Source organism: Alkalihalophilus sp. As8PL (assembly GCF_040939795.1).
GTDB classification, from domain to species: domain Bacteria; phylum Bacillota; class Bacilli; order Bacillales; family Bacillaceae_D; genus Alkalihalophilus; species Alkalihalophilus lindianensis.
The window spans coordinates 1,556,305-1,583,014 of the sequence record NZ_CP162551.1; the positions used below are offsets into that span (position 1 = coordinate 1,556,305).

General features: G+C 40.5%; 21 protein-coding genes and 1 riboswitch. Of the genes, 3 read left to right on the top strand and 18 right to left on the bottom strand.

Features of this window, described 5'->3' with window-relative positions; translation table 11 throughout:
• Nucleotides 1-12 precede the first annotated feature (12 nt).
• The 18 genes from putP to AB3N04_RS09450 all read right to left on the bottom strand — a co-directional run bounded on the left by putP (nt 13) and on the right by AB3N04_RS09450 (nt 22,703).
• Complete coding sequence (putP, locus tag AB3N04_RS09365) at nt 13-1,521, bottom strand: sodium/proline symporter PutP (protein ID WP_368505782.1); 1,509 nt, start codon at nt 1,519-1,521, stop codon at nt 13-15.
• 570 nt (nt 1,522-2,091) lie between these two features.
• Nucleotides 2,092-3,057 (bottom strand): ABC transporter permease, encoded by a 966-nt coding sequence (locus AB3N04_RS09370; RefSeq protein WP_317122899.1) that lies wholly within the window; start codon nt 3,055-3,057, stop codon nt 2,092-2,094.
• Complete coding sequence (locus AB3N04_RS09375; protein ID WP_368505783.1) at nt 3,057-4,115, bottom strand: ABC transporter permease; 1,059 nt, start codon at nt 4,113-4,115, stop codon at nt 3,057-3,059. Before AB3N04_RS09375 ends, AB3N04_RS09370 begins: the two co-directional genes overlap by 1 nt.
• Nucleotides 4,115-5,644: an ABC transporter ATP-binding protein gene (locus AB3N04_RS09380; RefSeq protein ID WP_368505784.1), complete on the bottom strand. Its 1,530-nt coding sequence runs from the start codon at nt 5,642-5,644 to the stop codon at nt 4,115-4,117. The genes AB3N04_RS09375 and AB3N04_RS09380 overlap by 1 nt, the downstream gene beginning before the upstream one ends.
• A gap of 216 nt (nt 5,645-5,860) precedes the next feature.
• Entirely contained in the window at nt 5,861-6,982 is a 1,122-nt protein-coding gene (locus AB3N04_RS09385; RefSeq protein WP_368505785.1) for a BMP family protein, read from the bottom strand.
• Nucleotides 6,983-7,344: 362 nt separating this feature from the next.
• On the bottom strand, nt 7,345-8,526 hold the full coding sequence (locus AB3N04_RS09390; RefSeq protein WP_368505786.1) for a CamS family sex pheromone protein: 1,182 nt from the start codon (nt 8,524-8,526) through the stop codon (nt 7,345-7,347).
• Between the two features lie 34 nt (nt 8,527-8,560).
• Entirely contained in the window at nt 8,561-10,567 is a 2,007-nt protein-coding gene (ligA, locus tag AB3N04_RS09395) for an NAD-dependent DNA ligase LigA (protein ID WP_368505787.1), read from the bottom strand.
• 15 nt (nt 10,568-10,582) lie between these two features.
• The gene (pcrA, locus tag AB3N04_RS09400; protein WP_368505788.1) at nt 10,583-12,811 is read right to left on the bottom strand and encodes a DNA helicase PcrA; all 2,229 of its coding nucleotides are present in this window, start codon (nt 12,809-12,811) and stop codon (nt 10,583-10,585) included.
• A 73-nt stretch (nt 12,812-12,884) separates the two neighbouring features.
• Nucleotides 12,885-13,571, bottom strand: a complete 687-nt coding sequence (locus AB3N04_RS09405) for a heptaprenylglyceryl phosphate synthase (RefSeq protein ID WP_368505789.1) — start codon at nt 13,569-13,571, stop codon at nt 12,885-12,887.
• 205 nt (nt 13,572-13,776) lie between these two features.
• Nucleotides 13,777-14,739: a bile acid:sodium symporter family protein gene (locus tag AB3N04_RS09410; protein WP_368505790.1), complete on the bottom strand. Its 963-nt coding sequence runs from the start codon at nt 14,737-14,739 to the stop codon at nt 13,777-13,779.
• A gap of 73 nt (nt 14,740-14,812) precedes the next feature.
• Nucleotides 14,813-15,418 carry a hypothetical protein gene (locus AB3N04_RS09415; protein WP_368505791.1) on the bottom strand — a complete coding sequence of 202 codons (606 nt, stop codon included), beginning with the start codon at nt 15,416-15,418 and terminating at the stop codon, nt 14,813-14,815.
• Nucleotides 15,408-16,442 (bottom strand): ribonucleotide-diphosphate reductase subunit beta, encoded by a 1,035-nt coding sequence (locus AB3N04_RS09420; RefSeq protein WP_368505792.1) that lies wholly within the window; start codon nt 16,440-16,442, stop codon nt 15,408-15,410. The genes AB3N04_RS09415 and AB3N04_RS09420 overlap by 11 nt, the downstream gene beginning before the upstream one ends.
• 14 nt (nt 16,443-16,456) lie before the next feature.
• Nucleotides 16,457-18,628, bottom strand: a complete 2,172-nt coding sequence (locus AB3N04_RS09425) for a ribonucleoside-diphosphate reductase subunit alpha (RefSeq protein ID WP_368505793.1) — start codon at nt 18,626-18,628, stop codon at nt 16,457-16,459.
• Between the two features lie 189 nt (nt 18,629-18,817).
• Nucleotides 18,818-19,013, bottom strand: a riboswitch (cobalamin riboswitch).
• Nucleotides 19,014-19,174: 161 nt separating this feature from the next.
• The gene (locus AB3N04_RS09430; protein ID WP_368505794.1) at nt 19,175-19,492 is read right to left on the bottom strand and encodes a YbjQ family protein; all 318 of its coding nucleotides are present in this window, start codon (nt 19,490-19,492) and stop codon (nt 19,175-19,177) included.
• On the bottom strand, nt 19,473-19,679 hold the full coding sequence (locus tag AB3N04_RS09435) for a hypothetical protein (RefSeq protein WP_368505795.1): 207 nt from the start codon (nt 19,677-19,679) through the stop codon (nt 19,473-19,475). The genes AB3N04_RS09430 and AB3N04_RS09435 overlap by 20 nt, the downstream gene beginning before the upstream one ends.
• A complete protein-coding gene (locus AB3N04_RS09440; protein WP_368505796.1) occupies nt 19,672-20,613 on the bottom strand; it encodes an alpha/beta hydrolase family protein in 942 nt (313 codons plus the stop codon). Before AB3N04_RS09440 ends, AB3N04_RS09435 begins: the two co-directional genes overlap by 8 nt.
• Nucleotides 20,610-21,149 (bottom strand): helix-turn-helix domain-containing protein, encoded by a 540-nt coding sequence (locus tag AB3N04_RS09445; protein WP_368505797.1) that lies wholly within the window; start codon nt 21,147-21,149, stop codon nt 20,610-20,612. The genes AB3N04_RS09440 and AB3N04_RS09445 overlap by 4 nt, the downstream gene beginning before the upstream one ends.
• 135 nt (nt 21,150-21,284) lie before the next feature.
• A complete protein-coding gene (locus tag AB3N04_RS09450) occupies nt 21,285-22,703 on the bottom strand; it encodes an alanine/glycine:cation symporter family protein (protein WP_368505798.1) in 1,419 nt (472 codons plus the stop codon).
• 176 nt (nt 22,704-22,879) lie between these two features.
• Between AB3N04_RS09450 and AB3N04_RS09455 the strand changes: the two genes are divergently transcribed.
• The 3 genes from AB3N04_RS09455 (at nt 22,880) to alr (ending at nt 26,582) form a co-directional block, all read left to right on the top strand.
• The gene (locus AB3N04_RS09455) at nt 22,880-24,112 is read left to right on the top strand and encodes a PucR family transcriptional regulator (protein ID WP_368505799.1); all 1,233 of its coding nucleotides are present in this window, start codon (nt 22,880-22,882) and stop codon (nt 24,110-24,112) included.
• Nucleotides 24,113-24,244: 132 nt separating this feature from the next.
• Complete coding sequence (ald, locus tag AB3N04_RS09460; RefSeq protein WP_368505800.1) at nt 24,245-25,378, top strand: alanine dehydrogenase; 1,134 nt, start codon at nt 24,245-24,247, stop codon at nt 25,376-25,378.
• Nucleotides 25,379-25,472: 94 nt separating this feature from the next.
• Nucleotides 25,473-26,582, top strand: a complete 1,110-nt coding sequence (gene alr, locus AB3N04_RS09465; RefSeq protein WP_368505801.1) for an alanine racemase — start codon at nt 25,473-25,475, stop codon at nt 26,580-26,582.
• Nucleotides 26,583-26,710 lie beyond the last annotated feature (128 nt).

The following is a 26,710-nucleotide window of genomic DNA, read 5'->3' on the forward strand; positions in this document are numbered from 1 at the left end:
TCTATCATTTCTTTATTTTAATTCTTGATCAACTTGTTCAAATTGAGCTTTAATGTCTGCAGATGGTTCTTTATCGAGGATACTAAATACCATTGCTGCAATCCACGCTAAAATGAAACCTGGAATGATTTCATATAAACCTAAGATTGGGAACTGATCAGCACTTAAACCAAACCAGCGATCAAGCTCAGCCCACACAATAACAGTGACACCACCGACAATCATACCAGCAAGCGCACCGTTACGTGTCATACGTTTCCAGAACAAGGATAGTAATAAAACTGGACCAAATGCTGCACCAAATCCTGCCCATGCATAACCAACTAGCTCAAGTACTGAGCTCTCAGGGTTATATGCTAGTGCAATCGCAACTAAAGCGATCACAACTACCCCGATACGTCCTACCCATACCAACTCAGTTTGTGAAGCGTCTTTACGGATAAATCCTTTATACACATCCTCAGCTAGAGCACTTGATGATACAAGTAGCTGTGAGTCAATTGTAGACATAATGGCTGATAAAATGGCAGCAAGCAAGAATCCAGATACCCAAGGGTTAAAGAGCACTTGAGTAAATAAGATAAACACAGTTTCATGTGCGCCTTCACCAATCGCAGCACCAGCTGGACCATTTACAGAGAAGTAAGCAATCCCGATAAAACCAGTGAAGATGGCTCCAAATAACGCAAGGATCATCCAAGTCATCCCAACAAAACGAGCTTTAGGAATTTCGTCGACTGATTTTACAGCCATAAAACGAGTGATGATATGAGGCTGACCAAAGTAACCAAGACCCCAAGCAAGCAATGAAAGAATCGAGATGATTCCAACACCTGTGAATGCATCAAGATACGATGGATCAATCTCTCCAACAGCGTTGACTGTTTCACCCCAGCCACCCATTTCAAAAATGGCTACAATAGGGACAATGACTAGGGCTAAGAACATTAGAATCCCTTGAAAGAAGTCTGTCCAACTTACAGCTAGGAATCCTCCTAAGAAAGTATAAGAAATAATGACAATAGCACCAATCCAAAGTGCTTGAGTGTACGTCATTCCAAATGATGATTCAAAAAGCAATGCTCCACCTACAAGTCCTGAAGAGGTGTAGAATGCAAAGAATACTAAAATTACAAGTGCAGAAATAATACGAAGCGACTTAGACGTGTCATGGAAACGATGTTCTAAGAAGTCCGGTAGAGTAATGGAATCATTCGCAATTTTTGTGTACATACGAAGACGTGCCGCCATGAACTGCCAATTTAAATAAGCACCAATTGCTAAACCAACCGCGAGCCATATTTCACTCATTCCTCCAACATACATAGCGCCCGGTAGACCTAGTAAAAGCCAACTACTCATATCTGACGCCCCTGCACTTAATGCGGCAACACTACCGCCAAGACGACGTCCACCTAATACATAATCTGATAAATTATTTGTCATTTTGTATGCTACAAGTCCGATGACGAGCATACCAACTAAATAAACGATAAATGTGACAATCGTAGCTAATTCCAACGTTATCCTCTCCTCCTATTCAGTAACGAAACTAATGAAAACAAAATTAATAATGGCATCGGGATGTACAAAAGCAACCAAGTAGCTGTTGTTAATCCATAGTCCATCCAATCACCTCCATTTCTAAAGATAGATTTATACAATGAATATGCATTACTTATTTTACACTCACGCCCCACTAAGACGGAACATGAAGGCCACATCAACTTTTCCGAAATTAATCATAACACAGTATTTTTATTAGAACATTCAGTTTTTTATTTTTAAAATTTATATATGTATAAATATGCATGATTTTCGCTTCTGTAATCGCTTTCTCTTCTATATAGTGATATATATTCATTAAAATAAATGATCATTAATTTCTTTATCAGAATAAAGGAATCATAGATTTTCCCATATTTCTACAGAAGCTGTCAATTCTTATTCGTGATTCTTGAGTAGTTTTCCTTTTTTGTAAATGGTTTATGCTAAATAATCTCTTTATTAGAATAAGGTGTAATAACTAATAAAAAGCATTACATCAAGTCAAAAAGACCACCTTCTTTTAAAGAAGATGGTCTTGCTTGATTATCTTGAACCTTTAATATAAGGCTTTCCGATTGCTTTGGGTCCTTCAGCACGCCCTACAAACCCTGCTAAAGCTAGGATCGTTAGAACATACGGAGCAATCAATAAGAATACTGGTGGCACATCAGATAGCAATGGAATTTGTTGCCCTGTAATACTTAGAGCTTGAGCAAGCCCAAAGAATAAGGCGGCTCCAAGCGCACCAAGTGGATTCCATTTTCCAAAGATTAAGGCAGCAAGTGCCATGAACCCTTGTCCAACAATGGTTGTACCAGAGAAGTTACCTGTTACCGTTAATGCGAAAACAGCCCCACCAAGTCCTGCAAATGCACCACTTAGCATAACGCCAATATAACGCATACGGTTAACATTGATCCCCATAGTATCAGCAGCCATTGGATGCTCACCTACTGAACGAAGGCGAAGTCCAAACGGCGTATAAAATACGATAAAGTAAACCACTACGGCTAATAGGATAGCTACATAAGATGTCACGTAAGCACTTGAGAAAAACAATGGTCCAATGAACGGAATATCACTCAATACCGGTACATCCATTCTGTAAATACGGTTGGAAATGTAATCTGTTTGACCTTTGTTATATAGTAAACGCACTAAGAATACTGTTAAACCCACAGCAAGGAAGTTAAGAGCTACCCCACTTACGATTTGGTCGGCACGAAATGTAATCGAAGCAACCGCATGGAACAACGAGAAAACCGAACCGATTAAAATGGAGATAATGAGCGCAAGAATAATGACCATCATCCCGCTCATTCCCATCCCTTCTAATGTTAAGGTTGTAATAATTGCCGTAAAAGCTCCCATTACCATTAAGCCTTCAAGACCGATATTTACGACACCCGCACGTTCACTAAATAGTCCACCTAATGCTGTTAAAATAAGTGGCGCCGCTGCAAAGATCGCAGCTGGAATCACTAGGCTAAGAATTTGCATAATATCCATTAGATGTCCTCCTTCTTCACACGGTTCATTACCCAACGAATGATATAACTTGAAGCTACAAAGAAGATGATTAAGGCAATGACAATTTCAACTAATTCTGTTGGTACACCCGCTTGTGATTGCATATTTAATGCACCAATTTTTAAGCCCCCAAATAAGAAGGAAGCAAGGAGAACACCGACCGCTGTGTTTGCTCCAAGTAGGGCAACAGCGATACCATCAAATCCAAGCCCAGAGAACCCAGATAAAATACTCATATATCCGTAAGTTCCAAGTCCCTCCATAGCACCTGCAACACCGGCAAAACCACCACTTATTAACATCGATAATATAATGTTACGTTGGACATTCATGCCCGCATATTGGGATGCATGTTGGTTAAGACCAACTGCACGAAGCTCGTATCCTTTTGTCGTTCTCCATAAAATAAACCACATAATCAGACACGCTAAGACCGCTACAACAAATCCCCAGTGTAATCGTGAATAATCCGTTAATGATTGCAAAAGAGGTGAAGAAAGTGAAGCCGACTGATTGATAGATCCTGTTCTTTCCCCAGGAACAAGCAAATAAGAACGAATGATAGCATTAGCTGTATATAGTGCAATATAGTTCATCATAATCGTTACAATAACTTCATGTACTTGGAATTTAGCTTTTAATAAGCCTGGTATGAATCCCCATAACGCACCAGCAAGAGCACCTGCTAAAATAGCCATTGGTAAATGCAGAACGGCTGGTAAATCAAACGTAATTCCCACATATACTGAAGCTAACCATCCTACGATTAATTGCCCTTCAACTCCGATGTTTAATAAGCCTGTACGAAAAGCAAATGCAACTGCTAACCCTGCTAGGATTAGCGGAGTCATCATACGAACCGTTTCACCGAGATAATAGGAGTCGCTAAAAATCCCTCTAATAAGTGCTGAATAACCCGTAATTGGATTGTATCCACTGACTAGCATGATAATCGCCCCAATAAAGATACCTAGAAAAACCGCAATTAGGGGGATTGACCAAGATAATAATCTTCCTTTAGGAAGCAATTTCGCCATCACTTCGCTTCACCTGCTTTCTCTTTCTTTCCTCCAGCCATAAGTAACCCGAGCTCTTTCTCATTTGTTTTATCCGCATCGACGATGTCCACGATTTGACCTTCATACATAACAGCAATTCGATCACTAACGTTTAAAATTTCATCTAATTCAAGCGACATTAATAAAACCGCACGGCCTTTATCACGTTCTGAGATCAGACGTTTATGAATCGATTCGATTGCCCCAACATCTAGCCCGCGTGTTGGTTGCGCAGCAATAAGAAAGTCCGGTGAACGATCAACTTCACGAGCAATGATTGCCTTTTGTTGGTTACCACCAGAGAGAGCACGAGCTGGCGTGTGTTCTGAAGGTGTACGCACATCATAGTCTTCGATTAAATCTTTAGCCTTCTTAAAGATGTTAGGATAATTTAATACGGTATTCTTTGAATAGGGTTGTTGATAATAGGTCTGCAATACAATATTCTCACCAATTGAAAAGTCTAATACTAGACCATGCTTATGACGATCCTCTGGAATGTGACCAATTCCGGACTCGGTGACCTTACGTGGCTTTAGACCAACTAATTCTTTGTTATTTAATTTAATCGATCCTTTGTCTGTTTTACGAAGGCCCGTAATTGCCTCAATTAACTCAGATTGTCCATTCCCATCTACTCCTGCAAGACCTAAAATTTCTCCTGCTTTAATGTCTAAGTTAAGGGCTTTAACTGCGTCTACGCCACGCGAATCTTTTACTGTTAAATCCGATACAGCCAGTACAGTTTCTTTTGGTATAGCTGGTGTTTTCTCCACTTTAAAGTTCACTTCGCGTCCAACCATCATCGCTGCAAGCTTGTCCTGGTCTGTTTCACTGACATCAACCGTTCCAATCCCCTTACCACGGCGGATAACCGTACAACGGTCACAAACAGACATAATTTCCTTTAATTTGTGGGTAATAAGAATAATGGACTTCCCTTCAGCCACTAACGTTTTCATAATTCCAATTAGTTCTTGAATCTCTTGAGGGGTTAAAACTGCCGTGGGTTCATCAAAGATCAAAATATCTGCTCCACGGTAGAGCGTTTTTAGTATTTCTACACGCTGCTGCATCCCAACTGAGATGTTTTCGATCTTTGCATAAGGATCAACAGATAAACCATATCTTTTAGAAATGGCTTCTACTTCTTTTGCTGCTTTTTTAATGTTTACTACACCAAATTTTGTAGGCTCATTTCCCATTACGATGTTTTCAGTAACCGTAAATTTGTCAACCAGCATAAAGTGTTGATGTACCATTCCGATACCTAGCCGATTAGCAATATTCGGATCTGTAATTTCTACTTTTTCACCTCGGACTCGGATCTCGCCTCGTTCAGGTTGATACAATCCAAATAACACGTTCATTAATGTTGATTTCCCAGCTCCATTCTCACCTAGTAGAGCATGAATCTCACCTTTTTTAAGCTGGAGTGTAATATTGTCATTGGCTACAATGCCAGGGAATTCTTTACGGATGCTATTCATTTCAATCACATAACTCATCTAATTCACTCCTTACAATTTAAGAGAAGAAGGTACGTTGACCGCTATTTCTTTGAGAACTGTTTTAGCCAAAAAAGAGGCAATGATGGATTGTGCAAACAGCAATCCGTCATTGTCCCTTCGTACTAAGAGATTGTCATTTCATACCAGTTACCTCTTCAAGGTAAAACAAAGGCTAGCGCGATACTAGCCTTTGCTTGTGTACTATTTTATTTTTTATTCTAAACCTTCAAGGTACTCATCGTACTCATCATCAGTTGAAGGTACGCTAATATCACCTGATTGAATTTGAGCTTTGTAATCTTCAACAGCAGATAACGCTTCCTCAGATAGGTTATCTGTAGTAGGAGCAATACCTACAGCATCTTCTTCAAGACCATACTCAAGAATTTCTCCACCTGGAAATTCGCCATTCATTGTTTGCTCAGAAACGATTGCTACAGCAGTATCTACACGTTTAACCATTGAAGTAAGTGTTACTGACTCATCACCATATGCACCTTCATCATGTTGGTCACGGTCTACACCGATAGCCCATACAGCTTCACCGTTACGTGCACGGTTAATTGCTTCTGTGAATAATCCGTTACCAGTTCCACCAGCAGCATGATAAATGATATCAGCGCCTTGGCTGTACATTGTGTTAGCGATTTGAGAACCAATTGATGCATCATTGAAGCTCTCTGCATATTGTACTAGGATTTCAGCATCTGGGTTAACGGCTTTAACGCCAGCTTTAAATCCATTCTCAAATTTCTTAATTAGACCACTTTCTACCCCACCAATGAAACCAACTTTATCACCTTCAGTGTGAAGGCCAGCAGCTACACCAACTAGGAAAGAACCTTCGTGCTCTTTAAATGTAACGTTTGCAATATTATCATACGTGTTCTCGTCTGCATCTAATACAACCGTATCGACGATCGCAATTTGTGCCTCTTCAACTTGCTCAGCAATCGTACGTACAGCATCTTCCATTAAGAAACCAATACCCCACACAAGGTCAGAATCTTCACGAACTAAACTACGTAGATTTGGTTCAAAGTCATCCATTGTAGCAGATTGAAGGTAACGATATCCTGTTCCCTCTTCTAGACCAGCCTCTTCGCCAAATGCAGTTAATCCTTCCCAAGCTGATTGGTTAAACGATTTATCATCAATTCCCCCAACATCGGTAACCATTGCTACTTTAAAATCATCAGCTTCAACAGCATCCTCAGATGGAGCATCTTCACCTTCACCAGTAGGCGTTTCAGCAGCATCGTCCCCCGAACCACAAGCAGTAAGAGCAACAGCGGCAGCAACAGACATTGTTAACGTACGTAACCACTTTTTCATTTTATTTCCCCCTTATAAATGTTTGCATGAGAGCACCTCAAATTAGTATGACACATTAATAGGCTCATCAATCTATGACCTTAGACTCGATCATACCTAATTTACTATTACTTGTCTAACTTTTTGTAAGCGCTATCTTACAGGCTTGGCGCTGGTAAGACATCAGACTTCTTATCTCTGTGTACAACCTCCACCAAACGAGATAAATATATCATGATATCAGACATTAATAAATACTTTTTTTCATTGTTCACATCTTTTTGCCACACTTTATCGAAGAAAACGAATTCAATATGATATTGAACAGATAAAATATGGATATAGCGTTCATATATAGAAAAAAAAGACCCCGATTAGGAGTCTTATTCAAACACGTGTATGAATGGTTCTTCGCCCGGATTACGTACGACCATACTTTCCTGTTTTCCAGCAACAGACGTTATATACAAATTAACTCTTATATTTTGATCAGTAATTCGCTGGCTAATGATATCTGCAGCGTACTGTGTTAAAGCCACAATCTCTGCTTTACCTTGATAACGCAAAGGTACTTCAATCGTTAACTCTTGTAGTTGGTTGTCAATATAATAGCCACGCCCCACCACACCGACAAATGTATCAAAGAAGCTTTGAATATCATCTTTCACTTGTTGGAATTGAGCAGCATCATTGCTTACGTCCTCATTTGCAGAACTAGATGGAAATAAGTAATATCGTTCATTCATACGTTGCCAACGTTCAAGCCCTTCACCAGGAGGGGCTGTTGCTTGCATGATGTAATTACCTGGAATCGCCGATTGCCTTGGCTGTTCTTTAAACATCGCAACTGTTATTGGGATATTATTAAAAATCCCTTCTTCTCTTGCTGAATCACGAAGCCTCTGGACAATAATATCAGCTATTCGTTGTCCTTCACGCTCCATATCCTCTTGGCTGATCGGTGTCTCATATAAATGATAGAGCCCTTCATCAGTTTCCACTCTAAAGTTATAGACACTATTCATCGATAAGCCAATGACGATCCCACCAAGCTCATAATTACCATTTTCATTTTCAACTAAATAGTTATGTTCAAGAATATGGGATAAGTAGCGTGGTTGACTTTCTTCTTGCTCACGTAGAGTTTCTCCCTCGCCTAGTTCCGGGTTTAACCCTGCTTTATTCCCTTCTTCGTCATAACGCATCAACCAATTATTAAGCTCGTTCCTAGCAATAAACTGCCCTTCCCTAAAAAAGTATTGCTCAGGGTCGAATTGTTCTTTAGCAATTTGAGTTAACCCTAATTCAAGCTGATCTAGGTCTAGACGGTTGTAAACCACAGAGTTCCCGAATCCTCTTGATTGTCCATGTAAATAAGAGCCATCATAGAGAACACTTTGGTAATAATTTTCTGGAGTAGATACTCGTGGGACAATGTCCACGACCTGTTCTTCTTGCTGCGGCTCTTCTACAATAGGATCTTCCTCGTCTTGTTGAAACATCGGAAAACACCCTGTAAGAAACAATAGCCCCGTTAAGGAGAGTAATCCCCACCGTTTTAACATTAAATCTTTCCTCCTCTCCATCCATAGAAAAGAGCTACTTAAGCCCTTCTACCAATGCAGCCTCATCCCAAATTTCAATTCCGAGTTGCTCAGCTTTCTTTTTCTTTGAGCCAGCATCCTCACCTGCAATTACTATATCAGTCTTCTTACTCACACTACCAGTGACTTTTCCACCAAGTGCTTCAATTTGTTCCTTCGCTTCTTCTCTTGTTAGTTCATGCAACTTACCAGTTAATACAATGGTCTTATCTGCAAACGGACTACTTGCAACTTCTGTCGCCGCTACAGGTTTCGGTCCCTTATACGCTGTGTTTACACCAAGTGATTGAAGTCTGCTAACAAGCTCTTGTGCCCCGTCTGTTTCAAAAAAGCGCACAATAGAGGAAGCCATTTTCTCTCCGATTTCATTAACTGCTACTAATTCCGCTTCTTTTGCCTCAATAAGAGCATCAATTGTTTCAAACTCCATCGCTAGAGTTTTAGCCGCTTTTGAACCTACAAACCGAATACCTAGTCCAAAAAGAAGCTTCTCCAAAGAATTCCTTTTTGACTTTTCAATCGCTTGAAGGAGATTATCAACAGATTTCTCTCCCATTCTTTCAAGGCGTAATAGCTCTTCTTTCTCTAATTGGTAGAGATCGGCTACGGTTTGAACTAGCTTGTGATCAAATAATTGAGCAATCACCTTTTCACCTAATCCATCGATGTTCATTGCTTGTCTTGAGACAAAATGAATCAACCCTTCACGTATTTGTGCAGGACACTCTGGATTGATGCAACGAAGAGCTACTTCTCCTTCTAACCGAACAAGCTCACTCTCACATTCCGGGCAATGAGTTGGCATACTGAAATCTCGCTCTGATCCGTCACGGCGATCTGTTAAAACATTAACCACCTCTGGAATAATGTCGCCAGCTTTTTTGACAATCACTGTATCTCCAAGCTTAACATCCTTCTCTCGAATTAAATCTTCATTATGCAAAGAAGCACGCTTAACCGTCGTTCCAGCTACAACTACAGGCTCAAGAATAGCTGTAGGTGTGACAACGCCAGTTCGCCCAACACTAAGCTCGATATCGCGGAGGGTCGTGACCACCTCTTCAGCTGGAAACTTAAAAGCGGTTGCCCATCTAGGGCTTTTAGCGGTAAAGCCAAGACTTTTTTGTTGCTCAAGTGAATCAACTTTAATAACTATCCCATCAATCTCATAAGGAAGTTCTGCTCGTTTTTCTAACCATTCATTTGTGTAGTCGATTACTTCTTCAATCGTCGGACAATGTCTACTTTCCTTATTCACTTTAAAGCCAAGCTCACTTAAAAACGCTAAGCCTTCATGATGCGAAGCGAGGTCTTGTCCCTCTGCGTTACCAATTGCATAAATAAAGATTGATAAATGACGCTTTGCTGCAATTTTAGGATCAAGTTGACGAAGAGAGCCAGCTGCTGCATTACGTGGGTTAGCGAACTTCTCTTCACCTGCTTCCACCTTGGCCACGTTCAAGGCTTCGAATGATTTCTTAGGCATATACGCTTCCCCGCGAACCTCTACGCTTACAGGCTGTTTTAGACGTAGTGGAATCGCTTGAATGGTTTTCAAATTATTCGTAATGTCCTCACCAATCGTTCCATCGCCACGTGTCGCTCCACGCACAAATTTTCCATCCTCATAGGTTAACGAAACAGCTAAACCATCAATCTTCAACTCACAACTATACGTCACCTCATCACCAACACGCTCACGAACACGTCGATCAAAATCAAGTAACTCTTGATCATTAAAAGCATTGCCGAGACTTAGCATTGGAATTTGATGTTCAACCTTTACAAAGAAAGGGAGAGGCTCTCCGCCCACACGTACAGACGGAGAATCTTCACTTACTAATTCAGGATGCTCTCCTTCAAGAGCAATGAGCTCTTGCATAAGTTGATCATATTCAGCATCTGTAACAAGGGGGTTATCTAATACATAATAATGGTAGCCATACTCTTCTAATTTCTCACGCAAGGTTTGAACTCGTATTTCTGCCTCTTGTCGCTCCATTCTGTTCTTCCTTTCTTACTGCTTAGTGATCGGGGCAAACTTAGCAAAAAGTCGTTTAACACCAGTTGGTTGTGGAAATGCAATATCCAGCTCCACAGATTCACCCGTACCTTTTATGCTAACAACCGTCCCGACTCCCCATTTTTTATGCTCAGCTTTATCTCCAACCGCCCACGAAAATTGATCGCCACCAGTAGATGTCGTTACCGAAGCTCTCACTTGTGGTCTTGCTTTAGGAGCAGGAGAAGCCCCACGAGATGTTTTCATCCACGCTGGTGTCGCTTTTTGTTCATTCATTTCATCTAAACACTCTTCCGGGATTTCTTTAATGAAACGAGATGGTGGGTTCGTATTCGTCTTACCGTACAATGTACGCATTCTAGCATTTGTTAAGTAAAGCTGCTTTTCAGCCCGAGTAATTCCTACGTATGCTAAGCGACGTTCCTCTTCCATTTCTTCTTCCTCAAAAAGGGATCGACTATGCGGAAAAATTCCTTCTTCCATTCCAATAAGGAAAACAAGCGGAAATTCAAGACCTTTTGCTGAGTGAAGTGTCATCAAGGTGATCGCATCTTTAGGCTTTCCACCTTCGTCATCTTCTAACTTATCAATGTCAGCAACAAGTGCTAAATCTGTTAAGAAAGCGACTAGAGATTTATCATCATTACCTTTTTCAAACTCATTGGTAACCGTAATAAACTCATCAATATTCTCAAGGCGACTTTGTGCTTCAATCGATTGCTCGTTTCGTAACATCTCACGATAGCCTGTCCGATCAAGTAATTCTTCAACTAGTTCTGTTACCGAAAGATATTCTTGCATTTGAATCCAATGTGCCAATTGATCTCTAAATTCTTTTAACTTCGTAACCGCACGCGCAGTAATACCTACTTGCTCAATTTCTTGTAGGGCAGCAAACAGAGAGATCCCTTGCTCAACCGCGTACGCTCCAATTTTATCAACGGTTGTTGCACCGATTCCGCGCTTAGGCACGTTGACGATACGCTGCAAACTAATATCATCATCTGGATTTGCAATCAAACGTAAATAAGCGAGGACATCTTTAATTTCTTTACGATCATAGAACTTTGTCCCTCCAACGATATTGTATTCAATGTTAGATTTAACGAAAAATTCCTCAATTACACGAGATTGAGCATTTGTACGATATAAAATCGCAATATCAGAATAAGAATGTGAGCCGTCTCTTGTTGCTTCACGAATTTTCTCAACCACAAACTGTGCCTCTGATTGCTCTGTATCAGCGCCATAATAACCAATCTTTGGACCAGGTTCATTTTCAGTCCATAAATTTTTAGGCTTACGATTGAAGTTGTTTTCGATCACTTTATTTGCCGCTTGTAAGATCATTTTTGTTGAGCGGTAATTTTGTTCTAGTAAAATAACCGTCGCATTAGGATAATCTTCTTCAAACGATAGAATATTAGCAATATCTGCTCCACGCCAACGATAAATCGACTGATCAGAATCCCCAACTACACATATATTTTCATACTTATCACTGAGCATTCGCACAAGCATATACTGAGCTTTATTGGTATCTTGATACTCATCCACTAAAATGTATTGAAACTTGCGTTGATAGAATTCCAACACTTCTGGAACAAGCTTAAATACCTCAATCGTTTTCATAATCAGATCATCAAAATCAAGGGCATGGTTTTTCTTTAATTGCTTCTGATAATCGACGTACACTTCAGCGGCAGTCTGATCATAAAGACCAGTTGCTTCGTTCATACAAGCATCCGGTTTTTTCAATTCATTTTTCCATCCACTAATCGTACCAAGCATGCTTCTTGGATCGAATTTCTTCGGATCCATGTTTTTCTTTTTTAAGATCTGTTTAATCACAGATAATTGATCTGATGAATCGAGAATCGTAAAGTTGCGATTATAGCCAATTCGGTCAATATCACGTCTTAGGATCCGAACACACATCGAGTGGAATGTCGAGATCCAAATATCTTCAGCTACCGGCCCTACTAGTTTTGCGACACGGTCCTTCATCTCTCGTGCTGCTTTATTCGTAAATGTAATAGCTAACACATTCCAAGGTGCAATCGCTTTTTCACGTAACAAATAAGCAATACGGTGAGTAAGCACGCGTGTCTTCCCACTTCCCGCACCAGCCATGAGTAATAAGGGTCCTTCTGTATGAGTTGTTGCTTGCCTTTGTTCAGGATTCAACCCTGAAAGCATCTTCTCAATTATTTTCTCTTGCATACCTTCACCACCAAACAAATGTTCTTGTTATTAGTTTACAGCTCTACAACCGTTGATGCAATCAAATCTACTATTAAGATTGAACAGCTTTTACTGTTTTTAAAGCCGCTTCTAAATTATCATAAAGGATGTTCCCTACGACAATCACATCAGCTACCTCTGCCATTTTTTGCGCTTGTTCGAGAGTTTCTATGCCACCACCGTAGACAAGCTTCGTCTCATCTAAGACATTTTTCACTTTTCTTACTAAGTTGGAATCACCATATGTGCCACTGTATTCCAAATAGAAGATTGGAAACCGGTAAAGGCGCTCAGCCATCCTTGCATACGCGATGACATCTTCATCACTCAAATCCGTATTCGCTTCGGTTACAACCGCTGCTTTAGCTTTAGGATTTAGGATGCAATAGCCTTCCATCACAATTTCATCCCAGTTCATAATGGCGCCATACTCCTTAATAGCCTGATGATGCAAGCCAGAGATCCAATCGATCTTTTGACTATTCATAACCGAAGGAATGAAATAATAATCAAATCCTGGTGTAATTGATTCAAGATTGGAGACTTCTAATGCCACTGATACCGAAAACCGCCTTACACGAGCAAGCAACTGTAACGTATTATCTAGGGTCACTCCGTCAGTCCCACCAATAATTAAGCCATCTGTCCCTGACTCACAAATGGCTTCTAAATCTTCGTCTGATAACTCTTTATTTGGGTCTAATTTAAACACATGCTTCCATTCTGTAAATTCAAGCATGAATCTTCAACTCCTATGTCATTCCCTTCAACAAATTAAAAAGGGATTAGCTATGTTAAATCACATGATTCTGAACGTCATTATATCAAAGAACAGGTTGCTTGTCGCCCAACAGAAGGAATGGGAGATCTACATCATTTATCTCACATTCAACAAAAAAGCTTCTCCCTCTTAGTATTTACTAGTAGGAAGAAGCTTTCGTTCATTAACTAATTTTCTTTTCAGCTTGTAAAGGGTCAAGATCTTTATTTTTTCTAGACCAAATCGATACTAGGGCAGGTCCTGATACATTATGCCAAACTGAGAAAATGGCGCTTGGAAGTGCAGCTAATGGAGAAAAATGAGCTGCAGCTAGTGATGCTCCTAATCCCGAGTTCTGCATCCCTACTTCAATTGAAATGGCTCTTCTTTTCGCTTCATCGAGTCCACAAGCCTTCGCTGTTACATACCCCAACAGTAACCCAAATCCATTATGTAGCATGACAGCTAGAAATACGAGCAATCCAGTTTGAGCTATATTTGCTTGGTTTACACCGACTACAGCTAAAACAATCGCTAAAATCGCCACAATCGAAATAATTGGTAATGTCTTTACTCCGCTTTCTACAGCACGTGGGAAGAATTTTCTAACTAGTAAACCAAGTATAATTGGAATAATGATAACTTGAATAATCGATTGGAACATCGCCCCTGCATTAACAGGTAACCATTGACCAGCCAATAATAGAAGAATAGCCGGTGTTAATAGGGGTGCTAAAAGTGTAGAAATTGACGTCATTGCCACCGAAACGGGTAAGTCCCCTTTCGCTAAATACACCATTACATTTGAGGCCGTACCACCTGGACAAGCACCAACAAGGATTAAACCTACTGCTAGTTCTGGTGGAAGTTGCAATAATACAGCTATTGCATAGGCAACAAGCGGCATAATTAAAAATTGCGCCACAACCCCAATCACGACGGGAATTGGCTTTTTCGCTACCACACTAAAGTCAACAGCCCTCATCGTCAGACCCATTCCAAACATAATCACACCAAGTAGCAGCGTGATGTGAGGGGCAATCCATGTAAATAACTGTGGTACAGAGAACGCAACAAAACTACATAAAATGATAATAAGAGCAAAATACTTACTCATCAACAAACCAACTTTTTCAAGTGTTTGCATCCAACCCCTCCTTTTTAAATATTTCAACAATTCTAACTTCAAAAGGAGAGGAATGCAACCTTATTTCGCGAAGTTATCTCACATTATTTGAAAGCGGGCTTCCACTCAACTCGAAAAAGCGCTTGATTGTCTCATTGGATACACCTTTGCCGAATCTTGCCATCATAAAATTATCCTTATAATTTATCACATCAGGCTCATTGGTCAGTACCTCTTCAAAGCCGCTTTTTTTCAGCAACCTTTGAAGGAGCTCTTTGTATACAGCACTGTCGCCTTTAACAAAATCGAGATCCCAGTGCCAGCGATATTCCACTGAAATAAGGATGTTCTTCTCATAATCGCCTTGATCGAGCAAGGCCTTTATCAACGAGCTTGCTACCTGTTGATTTCTACATTTTGATACCACCTCGACTACCCCTAATACCCGTATCTCCTTCATTTTCACCCAACGTTCATCAGGTTCTGGCGGTAAAATAATAGCATAGCCCACGATTAACTCATTTATGTAAGCTAAGGCTAAATTTACGTTCAATGTTTGAAAAGCATTTAGCATCGCTTGCTGCTGTTCACTAGGCAACCTGAATTGCCCTAAACCAGCATGAAACTGGCCTTCTTGCAACAGCCGACCAACGAGGAGGCGGTCAGCTGTTACAGATATCCTCTTTTCTTTATAGTTCATCAAAGCCGTTGTCACTTGACACCTTCGCATATTGGCGAGATTTTTGCTCAAAGAAGTCACTTTTAGCGGCATTTACATCCTCGTAGGTTTTTATCCATTTAAAAACATTCGTCCGGTGCTCAGGAAAAATATGATCATAGCCAAGCTGTTTTGCTCTTTTATTCGCAATAAACTTCAAGTAGGATTCCATTTCATGAGATGTAACGCCTTCAATCTGCTCACCAATAATATAGTTGAACCATTTCAATTCAAGCTCCACTGCGGTCGTTAAGGAATCTTTGACGAATGCTTCCATTTCTCTATTCTTTAATTCAGGGTGCTCTTCAAGTAATTCCTTAAACACGTTCGTAAATAGATACACATGAAGCTGTTCATCTCGGTTAATATAATTAATCATTGTGGAAGTAGATACCATCTTCTGGTGACGAGCGAGATTGTAGAAGAAGGCAAAGCCTGAATAAAAATTAACTCCTTCTAAGATCACATCGTAGACAATTGATCTTGCTAATGTGTCGGGTGTAGGATTAGCAGCAAATTCCTCGTACCCCTCAACAATAAATTCATTTCTCTCTTTTAATACCGGGTCATTTTTCCAGTAATCAAAAATCTCATCCTGTGTCGCTTTTGGCACGAGACTTGAGAGGACATAGGAATAGCTCTGGTTATGAACCACCTCTTGAAAAGATAGCACACTCATTAACGCAACGAGCGATGAATCCGTCAAATAATCGGCTACCTTCAATGAGTAATCGGTTTGAACACTGTCTAAGAAAGCTAGAAGGCCGATAATTTTTTTAAAAGCCTCTTGTTCTGTCTCTGTTAGATTCTGAAACTGTTTGGCATCATGGCTCATATTTATTTCAAAAGGAGTCCAGAAATTAGCGAGCATGTTTTTATAGAGCGGATAAGCCCAGCTGAACCTTACATCATCCCAATTCAGCACATTTGAGCTTTCCCCATTAATAATGCCTGTTGAAGCATTAGGGGCATGTGGGTTATAGAGCTTTCTTTTTTGAAGTGTCATCTCGTTTCCTCCTCTTAACTTGAACAACTTTCACAGTCATCTACTGAAAGTGATGTTGAGCGCACATAATAAGTCGTTTTAAGCCCTTCTTCCCATGCAAGCAAATGAAGATCAAGAAGTTCTTTCGCTTTTACGTTATTAGGAACATATAAATTAAATGAAATCCCTTGGTCTACATGACGCTGACGAGCTGCATTTTGACGAATGCTCCATGTTTGATCAACTAGATGGGCTGGCTTGTAGTACCAAGTAGTTTCAGCATTTAAATCAGGTGCCACAACAGGAATACGATAATTCTTCTTCTCTTCTACATAGTATTTTTGAAAGATAGGATCGATTGAAGCCGTTGATCCGGCGATTAGTGAAGTTGTAGCGTTCGGTGCCACAGCCATCACATAGCCGTTTCTCATGCCATGTTTTGAAACCAATGTACGGATCTCGTTCCACTTCGGGCCTTCATAACCACGTTCAGTAAAGAAATCACCTGTCTGCCAATCAGAACCCTCATAATGCGGGTAGGCCCCTTTTTCTGCAGCTAATTCCGCACTGGCTTTAATGGCCGCTTGATTAATTCGCTCATATACACGCTCAACTTCTTGAACAGATTCCTCCGTCTCCCATACGATGCCTTGCTTCGCTAGGTGATGATGCCAGCCGTACGTCCCAAGTCCAATTGCTCGATACAATTTATTCGTTTTTTCTGCTTGTTTTACACCGATGGTATTTTGATCTATCACATTATCAAGCATCCGTACTTGAATCTTTACTACTCTCTCTACCACATCATCCGAGAATACTTGAGCCAGTGATAAAGAACTGAGATTACAGACAACATAATCTCCAGGGTGTTTTTTGATTGAGATCGTATCGTCTTCGAGCGTTTCTTCTACAACCGTTGTCGCACTCATATTTTGCATAATTTCAGTACATAGATTAGAGCCGTAGATCATCCCTTTATGCTTATTTGGATTTAATCTGTTTGCTGTATCACGGTAAAACATAAATGGACTTCCTGTTTCAAGCTGAGAGAGCATAATTCGTTTCATGACTTCAATTGCTGGAATTTCTGTACGGGATAATTCTGGGTTTGCTACGCACGCCTCGTACCTTTTTCGAAACTGGCCATCTCCTTTTTTCTCGTCGTAATAATCCTCAAGGGAGAATTCCATTTTCATTCGAACTTCATGAGGATCAAACAAATACCAGTTATCTCTCTTCCTAACAGCCTCCATAAAAAGGTCGGGTAAAGATACAGCTGTGAATAAATCATGTGTTCTCTGACGCTCATCCCCGTTGTTTAATTTAGCATCGAGGAATGCAAAGATATCTTTATGCCAGACATCTAAGTAAACGGCTATAGCCCCTTGCCTCTGTCCGAGTTGATCTACACTGACGGCTACATTATTTAATTGCTTCATCCAAGGTATGACACCTGAGGAGACATTTTTAAATCCACGAATCGAAGATCCTCTCGCACGGATTTTCCCCAAATACATGCCAAGCCCGCCACCGTTCTTACTGACGGTTGCCGCATCGGTGCAGCTATCAAAAATGGACCTAAGATCATCTTCCACCGTATCAATAAAGCAGCTAGAGAGCTGGCCTCCTGCTTTACCTGCATTACTCATCGTCGGTGTAGCCACTGTCATATATAGATGAGAGAGAGCCCAATATGCTTCCTTTACCAATTCAAGACGAGCCCCTTTGCGTTCTTCTTCCATCAAGGTCATTGCGATAACCATCCATCGCTCTTGTGGAAGCTCTACTATTTGATCATTAAAATCCTTTGCTAAGTAACGGTCTGCTAATGTTTTAATTCCTATATAGGTGAACTTTTGATCCCTTGTCGGTTCAAGCGTTAATGCCAGTTCATAAAGTTCCTCACTCGAATAAGAATATAGTCTCTCATCGTAGATTCCTTTATTAATCTGCGTTTTAAGATACTCAGGGAAGCTCGCGCTAAGCACTTCTATCTCAACACCTCTTTGTAAGGCTATCTGTTCTCTTATATGATTGATGTAACAAGCAGCAGCCACATATGTCCAATGAGGCTCTTCAATAGAAAGCTCGTTTAATGCATGTCCAGCACGCTTTTCCCATGATAGATGAGAGGTTTGCTCTAACCAATTGTTATCTACCTGCACGCCAACTGTGGTATCTTTTTTATCTTTTACGTTAATCTCCATACTCGTCACACTCCTTGATTAAGTTACAAACAAAATAACTTTAAAATAAAAAACGCCCTACCCCTCAATTCGAGGGATAGGGCGTAAAACGGCTTCGTTGGTCGTTGTAAACTAAACGAGCAGTAGACAGTCACTTAGTAAATAGCGCTTGTCTCACCGCTGCCGTCTCACTTCTCATCCCCCGAAGATAGCTGACTGAGAAATTATGGCAGGTCTCCTGACTCGTGCTTCTTTTTACTCTGAGCCTTCCCGTATAAGCACCTTTCAGCTCTCTTATACAGTGGTTATCTCATTTCATCCACACTTACAGTTGCGGGGACAGTTCTGGATTTTCACCAGATTCCCTATTAAGCTGCCTAGCAGCACCAACATTTCGCAATAGAATATTTAGTTAAGTATTAAAACACAAACACAATATATAGTGATAAACCTTGTCACCACTACGATATATTGAAATCGTAACGGAAACTAATAGAAGATGCAAGTCTTTTATTTTTCACATTCTATCAAAAAAGCCTTAATGCAGTTCTGCATCAAGGCTTCTCGTTACTCATTTATTTTCACAGCCGTGCCGTAAGCGATAATTTCAGCTGCAGAACCCATGACCGTTGAAGACTGCAAACGCATGCCAACAATAGCATTGGCCCCTTTTTTCTTCGCATCCTCTACCATCCTATGAATAGCAAGCTTTCTGGCTTCATCCATCATCTCGTTGTACCCTTTAATTTCACCACCAACAATACCTTTAAGCCCCGCTGTAATATCACGGCCGATATGCTTCGTCTGAATCGTCCCCCCTTTAACGTAGCCAATCACTTCGGTAATCTCAGATCCCGCAATCGAATCAGTAGTCACTATCTTCATAATCAATCTCCTCCTCTTTTTCTTTTTTTCGTTCAAGTATAAAAACGAGCAACACCGCTAGAAGACTAGCTACATTTCCTGCAACCGCTAGGAGAGCCCACGTAATATTAATAAATGCAAAAAGAATGGTCAGCAGTTGAAAAAGGACCGCTAGACTAATAAGAACGAATTTCATGCGCCTATACATAGTTCGCCAACCAATCTCTCATCGTCTTTGTTAGCTCGTGAGAGAGGGGCTTTGTTCCAGTCTGTTTATATGCTTTTTTAAGTTGAAGAATGGAGTAATCCTCCTCTTGGTCTCTAAGCATATGATTCATCCCTTGAATAATCTTTGCCTCTACCGGTCCCTTTACAAGCTTCTCTACTTCAAACACTCGCTCCGGTATCACCTGTAGATCCTTTGCACCTGTAACGGCAAGGACTGGACATTCTACTTTCTTCAATGACTCTCGCACGTTAAATTGATAGTGCTCTCGGAACCATTTCGCATTTACTTTTACCCCTTGAAAACGAGTTGTTACAGCATCCGTCTTCATCATCTTCTCATCAAATTTTGGCCCCTGCTTTTCCGCTCTTTCTATTACTTTAAATAGGTTTAGAAGCTTGCCCCTTATTCCTTCCATACCTTGTAAGCCTCTCACCATTTGATGCCGCTGATAGGAAAGGGCCTCAGCCATTGATTCAGCTGCCCCAGCAAGTAAGATTAATCCTGATACCTTTTCACCTTCTATAACTGCTGGCGCAAGCATGGCTCCCTCACTGTGACCAACAATGAACACACGTTTTGGATCGACCTGTGGGTGTCTTTTCAAAAAACGAAGTGCTGCCCTCGCATCCTCAACTAAATCCCACATTCCCGCTTCCATATAGCTTCCTGTTGACTTTCCGACTCCCCTTTTATCATAGCGAAGAGTGAGACACCCATTTTTCACAAGAAAAGTGGAAAGAGAATTATACAGATTAAAAACTTGTTTACCTTTGCCATTCCCATCTCGATCAAGTGGACCTGACCCAGATAAGATCAAAACAGCCGGATAAAGTGGTGGCCCTTCACTAGGTATATCTATCGTGCCACTTATCTTGATATCACCTTTCTCAAATGAAACTTCTTTTGAACTCATGACTCCGCCTCCGGTATCATAATGGTTGCCAATGTTCTGGCACGTCTATTTTCATTCGGCTTCTTATCGACCGCTTCTTGAATCAACCGACCTACCTTTTCACCAAACTCTAGAAGTTCCTCATCACTTAAATGAAGCGTAGCTTGCCAAAATCCTAACCCATCTTCTTTATATGATTGAGGTTCTGCACTCATGACATAACGTTCAAACTCTTTCAGTAAATTCGCTTGGTACGTCATAAAATATTGTAAATACTCTTCAGGAGCAGTCTCTTTTATTTCTTCATCGGAGATAGTCAAGTTATCGGTCACTACTGCATATATCTTCTCGACCGTACCTCTAACCTTATTCGTTTCCACTACTTGAATAAGTCCAGCATTTAACAGAAGCTTTAGGTGACGATACATGGTTGCTTGCGGCACATCTTCAAGATGGTTGATCAAATGTTGCACCGTTTGGTTTGGTGTTTTAAGAAGCTCTTGAATAATTCTCATACGGATTGGATGGAGCATGATATCTGCCTTTTTTCGTGACATGTCGTACCCTCCACTTCATTATTATCATTTTATATAATGATAATAATATATTTGGATTTCTTTGTCGAGCTTACCCACCACTACCTCCAACAAAAAAAGCCCCTGCCTATATGACAGGAACTCCCAATAAATATATTAGCTTGCTTTTTTCACTGAACTTGCTTTAGCAGCTTCGTAGAAATTATTAAAGTAATCATTCGTTTCAGCCACAATGACTTTCCACAGTAATAACAAAGCAATTAAGTTTGGAATCATCATTAAGGCATTCGCCATATCTGCAAAAGCCCATACAGTTGCAAGGTTTGCCACTGTACCAACACCACAAGCTCCGATATAAACAAGACGGTATCCAGCAATTCCTCTTGATCCAGCAAGATACTCAAAACATTTTTCCCCGTATACATACCAACCAACAATCGTTGAGAAACCGAAGAAAATAACAGAGAACGCGACAATGTATTCTCCTACAGCACCAAGAACTGAACCAAATGCTGCACTTGTTAATGCCCCACCTTCAAGAGACGGATCATGAGTGACACCTGAAAGTACGCCACCAGAAGGATCCCAGAAGCCTGTAATAAGAAGGGTCAGACCAGTCATCGTACAAACAATGATGGTTACAATAAATGTACCAGTCATGGCTACAAGCGCTTGTTTAACTGGGTGATCAGCACGTGCATTACCTGCAATTAATGCTGCTGTACCAAGACCTGCTTCATTAGAGAAGATACCACGAGCAACCCCATTACGAATTGCTTCAGATACGACTACTCCAAGGAAACCACCAGCTGCAGCAACAGGATTAAAGGCATAATAGAAAATTAGTTCAAAAGCAGGAATGATCATATCATAATTTAAAATAAGAATTAAGGTTGCACCGCCCATATAAAGGAAAGCCATGATTGGCACAAAGAAACTAGCAACTGTACTAATACGTTGAATTCCACCAAAAATAATAACACTTACGAGTACAATTAAAATTAAACCAGTTACCCAATTAGCCATACCAAAACTGCTGCTCGTTACATCAGCAATGGTATTAGATTGTACACTGTTTCCGATTCCTAAAGCGGCAAATGCACCGAATACCGCAAACGCAATGGCTAACCATTTGAACTTCCGACCGAGCCCTCGCTCGATGTAATACATTGGTCCACTCGAATACTCGCCATTATCATTCTTGACACGGTATTTAACCGCAAGTAATGCCTCGCCGTATTTCGTCGCCATACCTAGTAAACCAACAATCCACATCCAAAAGATTGCTCCAGGTCCACCTAGTGTAATGGCTGTAGCTACCCCGGCAATATTACCATTTCCAATTGTAGCCGCAAGCGCTGTCATCAAGGCTTTAAAATGACTTACATCCCCTTCAGCAGCTGCATCTTTACTATCTTCTTTACCAAAGCCAATCTTAAATGCATAAATGAGACGACGGAATTGTAACCCTTTTAAAGCGATGGTTAAAAATAAGCCTGTCCCAAATAATAAGATTAAACTAGGAGGCCCCCATAATACGTTATTAATCTTTCCTAGTATGTCTAAGATGTCCATAACTTTCACTCCCCACAGATAACGCTTTCATATATTATAATAAGAATGTATATGTTATTCTAACATGGCAATGCAAGCTTTTGTTTGTGAGAGCACACAAACTGAAAACGCTTCACTTGTGATTTTCGACAAAATACTGATGACTATTTTCCTAACTATAGATAAGGAGTTTTCCTATGACCGACAAAAATCACCAATCATTTAATCGACAATTTGACTCGCTAGAAGAATTTGTTGACGCGATTAGTGAACGCCTGCAATGTCCGGTAACGATTGAGGATTCTAATCATCATTTACTCGCATACAGTTCACATGATGATGGTACAGATGCTGCTAGGATTTCCACGATTATTGGCAGGCGCGTACCCGAGAAAGTGATTAATCGTTTTTGGAAGGAAGGCGTAATCCCTACCCTTAACCAAAGCGACGAACCACTCGTCATTCCACAAATTCACGATATTGGCCTTGGTAATCGTGTCGCGGTCTCTATCCGTAAAAACAATGAAGTGCTCGGATATATTTGGGTACTTGAGGTGGGGCGCACCCTTACGAAGGAAGATCTTGCTGACTTAAAGCTTGCTGCTAGTAAAGCTAAAAATCAACTTCTACAATTAAATATGCAAAAGAAAAAGAAAGAAAAGAATCATCAAGAATTGCTGTGGCAAATGATCACAGGTGATGCAAGAAATCATCAAGTGATCTCAGAACAACTCTCTAAAATTGGTATAAATCCTCAAAAACCACTTGCGGTCATTTTGTTCAGCTTTGATGTTATGAGCGATGAACTTTATAAAAAGCTAGTATATGTAGCCAAAACAACTCAAAAGATCAATATTCTCATTCAAACACTAGACGAAAATCAAGTCGTATTCCTGATCTCCTCACACATTCAAAATGACTTTGTGAAAGAGACCAAAGACTTCATCGAAACATTTAAAACGCAAATAAGAGAACGTTTTGGTATTTCTCAGATTTGGTCAGGATGTGGGTATGCGTATGATAATTATGAATGGATTAAAAGAAGTTATGATGAAGCGACAAAGGTGATTTCTCTAAAGCAGAGCTTTGATCAGGAGTTAAAATCAGCTACCTTTTATCATGAGCTGGGCATCTTTCGCTATATAGATATTTTGCAACAAGCTGAACAAGTCGAAGATATTACCATCAACCCTGCTATTAGAAAGCTCGAAACTTATGACCTTGAGCATCGTACTAACTTATTAGAGACGTTAGATGTGATTCTTAACAAAGACGGGAACATGAATGAAGCAGCCAAGGAGCTTCATTGCCATGTAAACACGTTAAATTACCGACTAAAACGCATTCAAGAGATTGCCAATATCCAATTAAAGGACCCGGTGCAAAAGCTAGGCTTATATTTAGATATGAAGCTTTTTCGCGGACGCTAACAAACGATTAAGACGATTTGTTAAATCAAACAAAAAAACGTTTACATTTTCAACTTTACACACAATGCGTTCCTCCTTTTGTGGATTTATACTAACGATATAACAAACATCCGATTTAGGAGGACGACAAACATGATTATTGGTATTCCAAAGGAAATTAAAAATAACGAAAACCGTGTTGCAATTACGCCAGCTGGTGTTGTTGCTTTAACTAAAAGTGGCCATGAGATCTTAATTGAGCAAGGTGCTGGAATTGGTAGTGGATTTGAAGATACTGATTACACAGTAGCAGGAGCTACAATTATTCCAGAAGCGAAAGATGTATGGGCAAAAGCTGAAATGGTCATGAAAGTTAAAGAACCACTTAGCTCTGAATATGGCTACTTCCGTAAAGGATTAATCCTATTCACATACCTACACTTAGCAGCAGAGCCTGAACTTGCTAAAGCACTAGTAGATAGTGGTGTGATTGCCATCGCTTATGAAACAGTTGAAGTAAATCGTACACTTCCACTACTTACTCCTATGAGTGAAGTTGCTGGCCGTATGGCTTCTCAAATTGGTGCACAATTCCTGGAGAAATCTAAAGGCGGAAAAGGAATTCTTCTATCAGGCGTCCCTGGTGTGAAGCGTGGAAAAGTAACAATCATCGGTGGTGGTGTTGTTGGTACAAACGCTGCGAAGATTGCAGTTGGTCTGGGAGCTGATGTAACTCTTATCGACTTAAGTGCAGATCGTCTTCGTCAACTTGATGATCAATTCGGTAACGACATCCAAACTCTTATGTCTAACCCACTTAACATCGCTGAAGCTGTTAAGGAATCTGATCTAGTCATTGGGGCTGTATTAATTCCTGGAGCAAAAGCACCTAAGCTTGTTACAGAAGAAATGATCAAATCTATGTCACCTGGTTCTGTTGTTGTTGATGTGGCAATTGACCAAGGTGGTATTATCGAAACAGTTGACCAAATCACAACTCACGATAATCCAACATACACGAAGCACGGTGTCGTACACTATGCAGTAGCGAACATGCCTGGAGCAGTTTCACGTACTTCAACAATCGGCTTGACGAATGTAACAATGCCGTACGCATTGCAAATTGCTAACAAAGGCGTTGAAAAAGCTGTAGCTGAGAACCCTGCATTAGCACTAGGCGTTAACGTTGCAAACGGTGATGTTACTTACAACGCTGTTGCACGTGACCTTGGCTATGAGCTAGTATCTGTTGTGGATGCACTTAGTAAAACACCTGTTCAAGCATAAGAAAGTACTATAAAATAGATATAAACATACCCCCTCGGTCTCCTGACTGAGGGGGTCTATTAAAAGAAAAGAAGAATTTAAAGGAGTTTGTCAGATGAAGACGAGCAGTTTCAGACATACATATGCAGATATTTCATTACGTGCCATAGAAGAAAATGCAACGTCGTTTAAAGCCTCCTTACAAACGCCTGAGTGCAGATTGATGGCGGTTGTTAAAGGTGATGGGTATGGCCATGGTGCAGTCGCTGCTGCAAAAGCAGCCTTACGTGGTGGGGCGACTTATTTAGGCGTTGCGATCTTAGATGAAGCCATCGAGCTACGTGAAGCAGGGATTGATGTTCCTATCCTTGTTTTAGGCTACACAGCCCCCCACGCCTTACAAGAAGCCATTCAACATAATATCACAATTACAGTATTCTCTACAGATGTGCGTGATGCCCTACTTCAACTCTCACCCACTTTAAGCGATCCTATTAAAGTTCATATCAAAACCGATACTGGTATGGGACGAGTCGGCCTGCAAACAAAAGAAGAACTACTTGAAGTCATCACACCATTAGCTCAACATGAAATGATCGAGGTTGAGGGATTGTTCACTCATTTTGCAGAAGCAGATGCTCCTACTTCTACTTACACAGATGAACAATTTGAGAAGTTTCTTTCTTTTATCAACGCTATAGAAAAAGAAGGAATAATGATCCCTATTAAACATTGCTGCAATAGTGCTGGTACGCTTTTTCACCGAGATAAACACCTTGATATGGTACGAGTAGGTATTAGTTTGTATGGATTAAAGCCAGATCCTGCCCTTAGATTTCCTATCAAGCTGACTCAAGCTCTGCGTCTTTATTCCAGTATTGTTTCATTGCGCACCTTACCAGAAGGGTCGACCATTAGCTATGGTAGAACACATAAGCTTTCAGACCAAAGAATCGTAGCGACCATGCCGATTGGGTATGCGGATGGGTTATCCCGAGCCTTATCAAATAAAGGCCATGTGCTTTTTGGTGATCAACTAGCCCCTATTATCGGACGAGTATGCATGGACCAAACAATGATTGATGCAACCGACTTAACGGATATTCAGGTTGGAGATGTAGTAGAATTTCCAATTGATGAAATGGCTCAATTGACGGATACGATCAATTATGAGATCGTTTGTGCGATCAGTAAGCGTGTACCAAGATATTATGATAAGCTCTGACCCTCTTCGGTCAGAGCTTTTTTAATTACCCATTTAACTTACTTTTTTTTAAAAAACTAGATGATAAGGATTATATTTAAAGGGTGAGGGTAAAGGGTAAGATGGGTAAAGAACTATCTTCGATAAAG

Coding starts and splice junctions, on each gene's coding strand:
- AB3N04_RS09370 (WP_317122899.1), bottom strand. CDS start 3,057: ATGGATATTATGCAAATTCTTAGCCTAGTGATTCCAGCTGCGATCTTT.
- AB3N04_RS09375 (WP_368505783.1), bottom strand. CDS start 4,115: ATGGCGAAATTGCTTCCTAAAGGAAGATTATTATCTTGGTCAATCCCC.
- AB3N04_RS09380 (WP_368505784.1), bottom strand. CDS start 5,644: ATGAGTTATGTGATTGAAATGAATAGCATCCGTAAAGAATTCCCTGGC.
- AB3N04_RS09385 (WP_368505785.1), bottom strand. CDS start 6,982: ATGAAAAAGTGGTTACGTACGTTAACAATGTCTGTTGCTGCCGCTGTT.
- AB3N04_RS09390 (WP_368505786.1), bottom strand. CDS start 8,526: ATGTTAAAACGGTGGGGATTACTCTCCTTAACGGGGCTATTGTTTCTT.
- ligA (WP_368505787.1), bottom strand. CDS start 10,567: ATGGAGCGACAAGAGGCAGAAATACGAGTTCAAACCTTGCGTGAGAAA.
- pcrA (WP_368505788.1), bottom strand. CDS start 12,811: ATGCAAGAGAAAATAATTGAGAAGATGCTTTCAGGGTTGAATCCTGAA.
- AB3N04_RS09405 (WP_368505789.1), bottom strand. CDS start 13,571: ATGCTTGAATTTACAGAATGGAAGCATGTGTTTAAATTAGACCCAAAT.
- AB3N04_RS09410 (WP_368505790.1), bottom strand. CDS start 14,739: ATGCAAACACTTGAAAAAGTTGGTTTGTTGATGAGTAAGTATTTTGCT.
- AB3N04_RS09415 (WP_368505791.1), bottom strand. CDS start 15,418: ATGAACTATAAAGAAAAGAGGATATCTGTAACAGCTGACCGCCTCCTC.
- AB3N04_RS09420 (WP_368505792.1), bottom strand. CDS start 16,442: ATGACACTTCAAAAAAGAAAGCTCTATAACCCACATGCCCCTAATGCT.
- AB3N04_RS09425 (WP_368505793.1), bottom strand. CDS start 18,628: ATGGAGATTAACGTAAAAGATAAAAAAGATACCACAGTTGGCGTGCAG.
- AB3N04_RS09430 (WP_368505794.1), bottom strand. CDS start 19,492: ATGAAGATAGTGACTACTGATTCGATTGCGGGATCTGAGATTACCGAA.
- AB3N04_RS09435 (WP_368505795.1), bottom strand. CDS start 19,679: ATGTATAGGCGCATGAAATTCGTTCTTATTAGTCTAGCGGTCCTTTTT.
- AB3N04_RS09440 (WP_368505796.1), bottom strand. CDS start 20,613: ATGAGTTCAAAAGAAGTTTCATTTGAGAAAGGTGATATCAAGATAAGT.
- AB3N04_RS09445 (WP_368505797.1), bottom strand. CDS start 21,149: ATGTCACGAAAAAAGGCAGATATCATGCTCCATCCAATCCGTATGAGA.
- AB3N04_RS09450 (WP_368505798.1), bottom strand. CDS start 22,703: ATGGACATCTTAGACATACTAGGAAAGATTAATAACGTATTATGGGGG.
- AB3N04_RS09455 (WP_368505799.1), top strand. CDS start 22,880: ATGACCGACAAAAATCACCAATCATTTAATCGACAATTTGACTCGCTA.
- ald (WP_368505800.1), top strand. CDS start 24,245: ATGATTATTGGTATTCCAAAGGAAATTAAAAATAACGAAAACCGTGTT.
- alr (WP_368505801.1), top strand. CDS start 25,473: ATGAAGACGAGCAGTTTCAGACATACATATGCAGATATTTCATTACGT.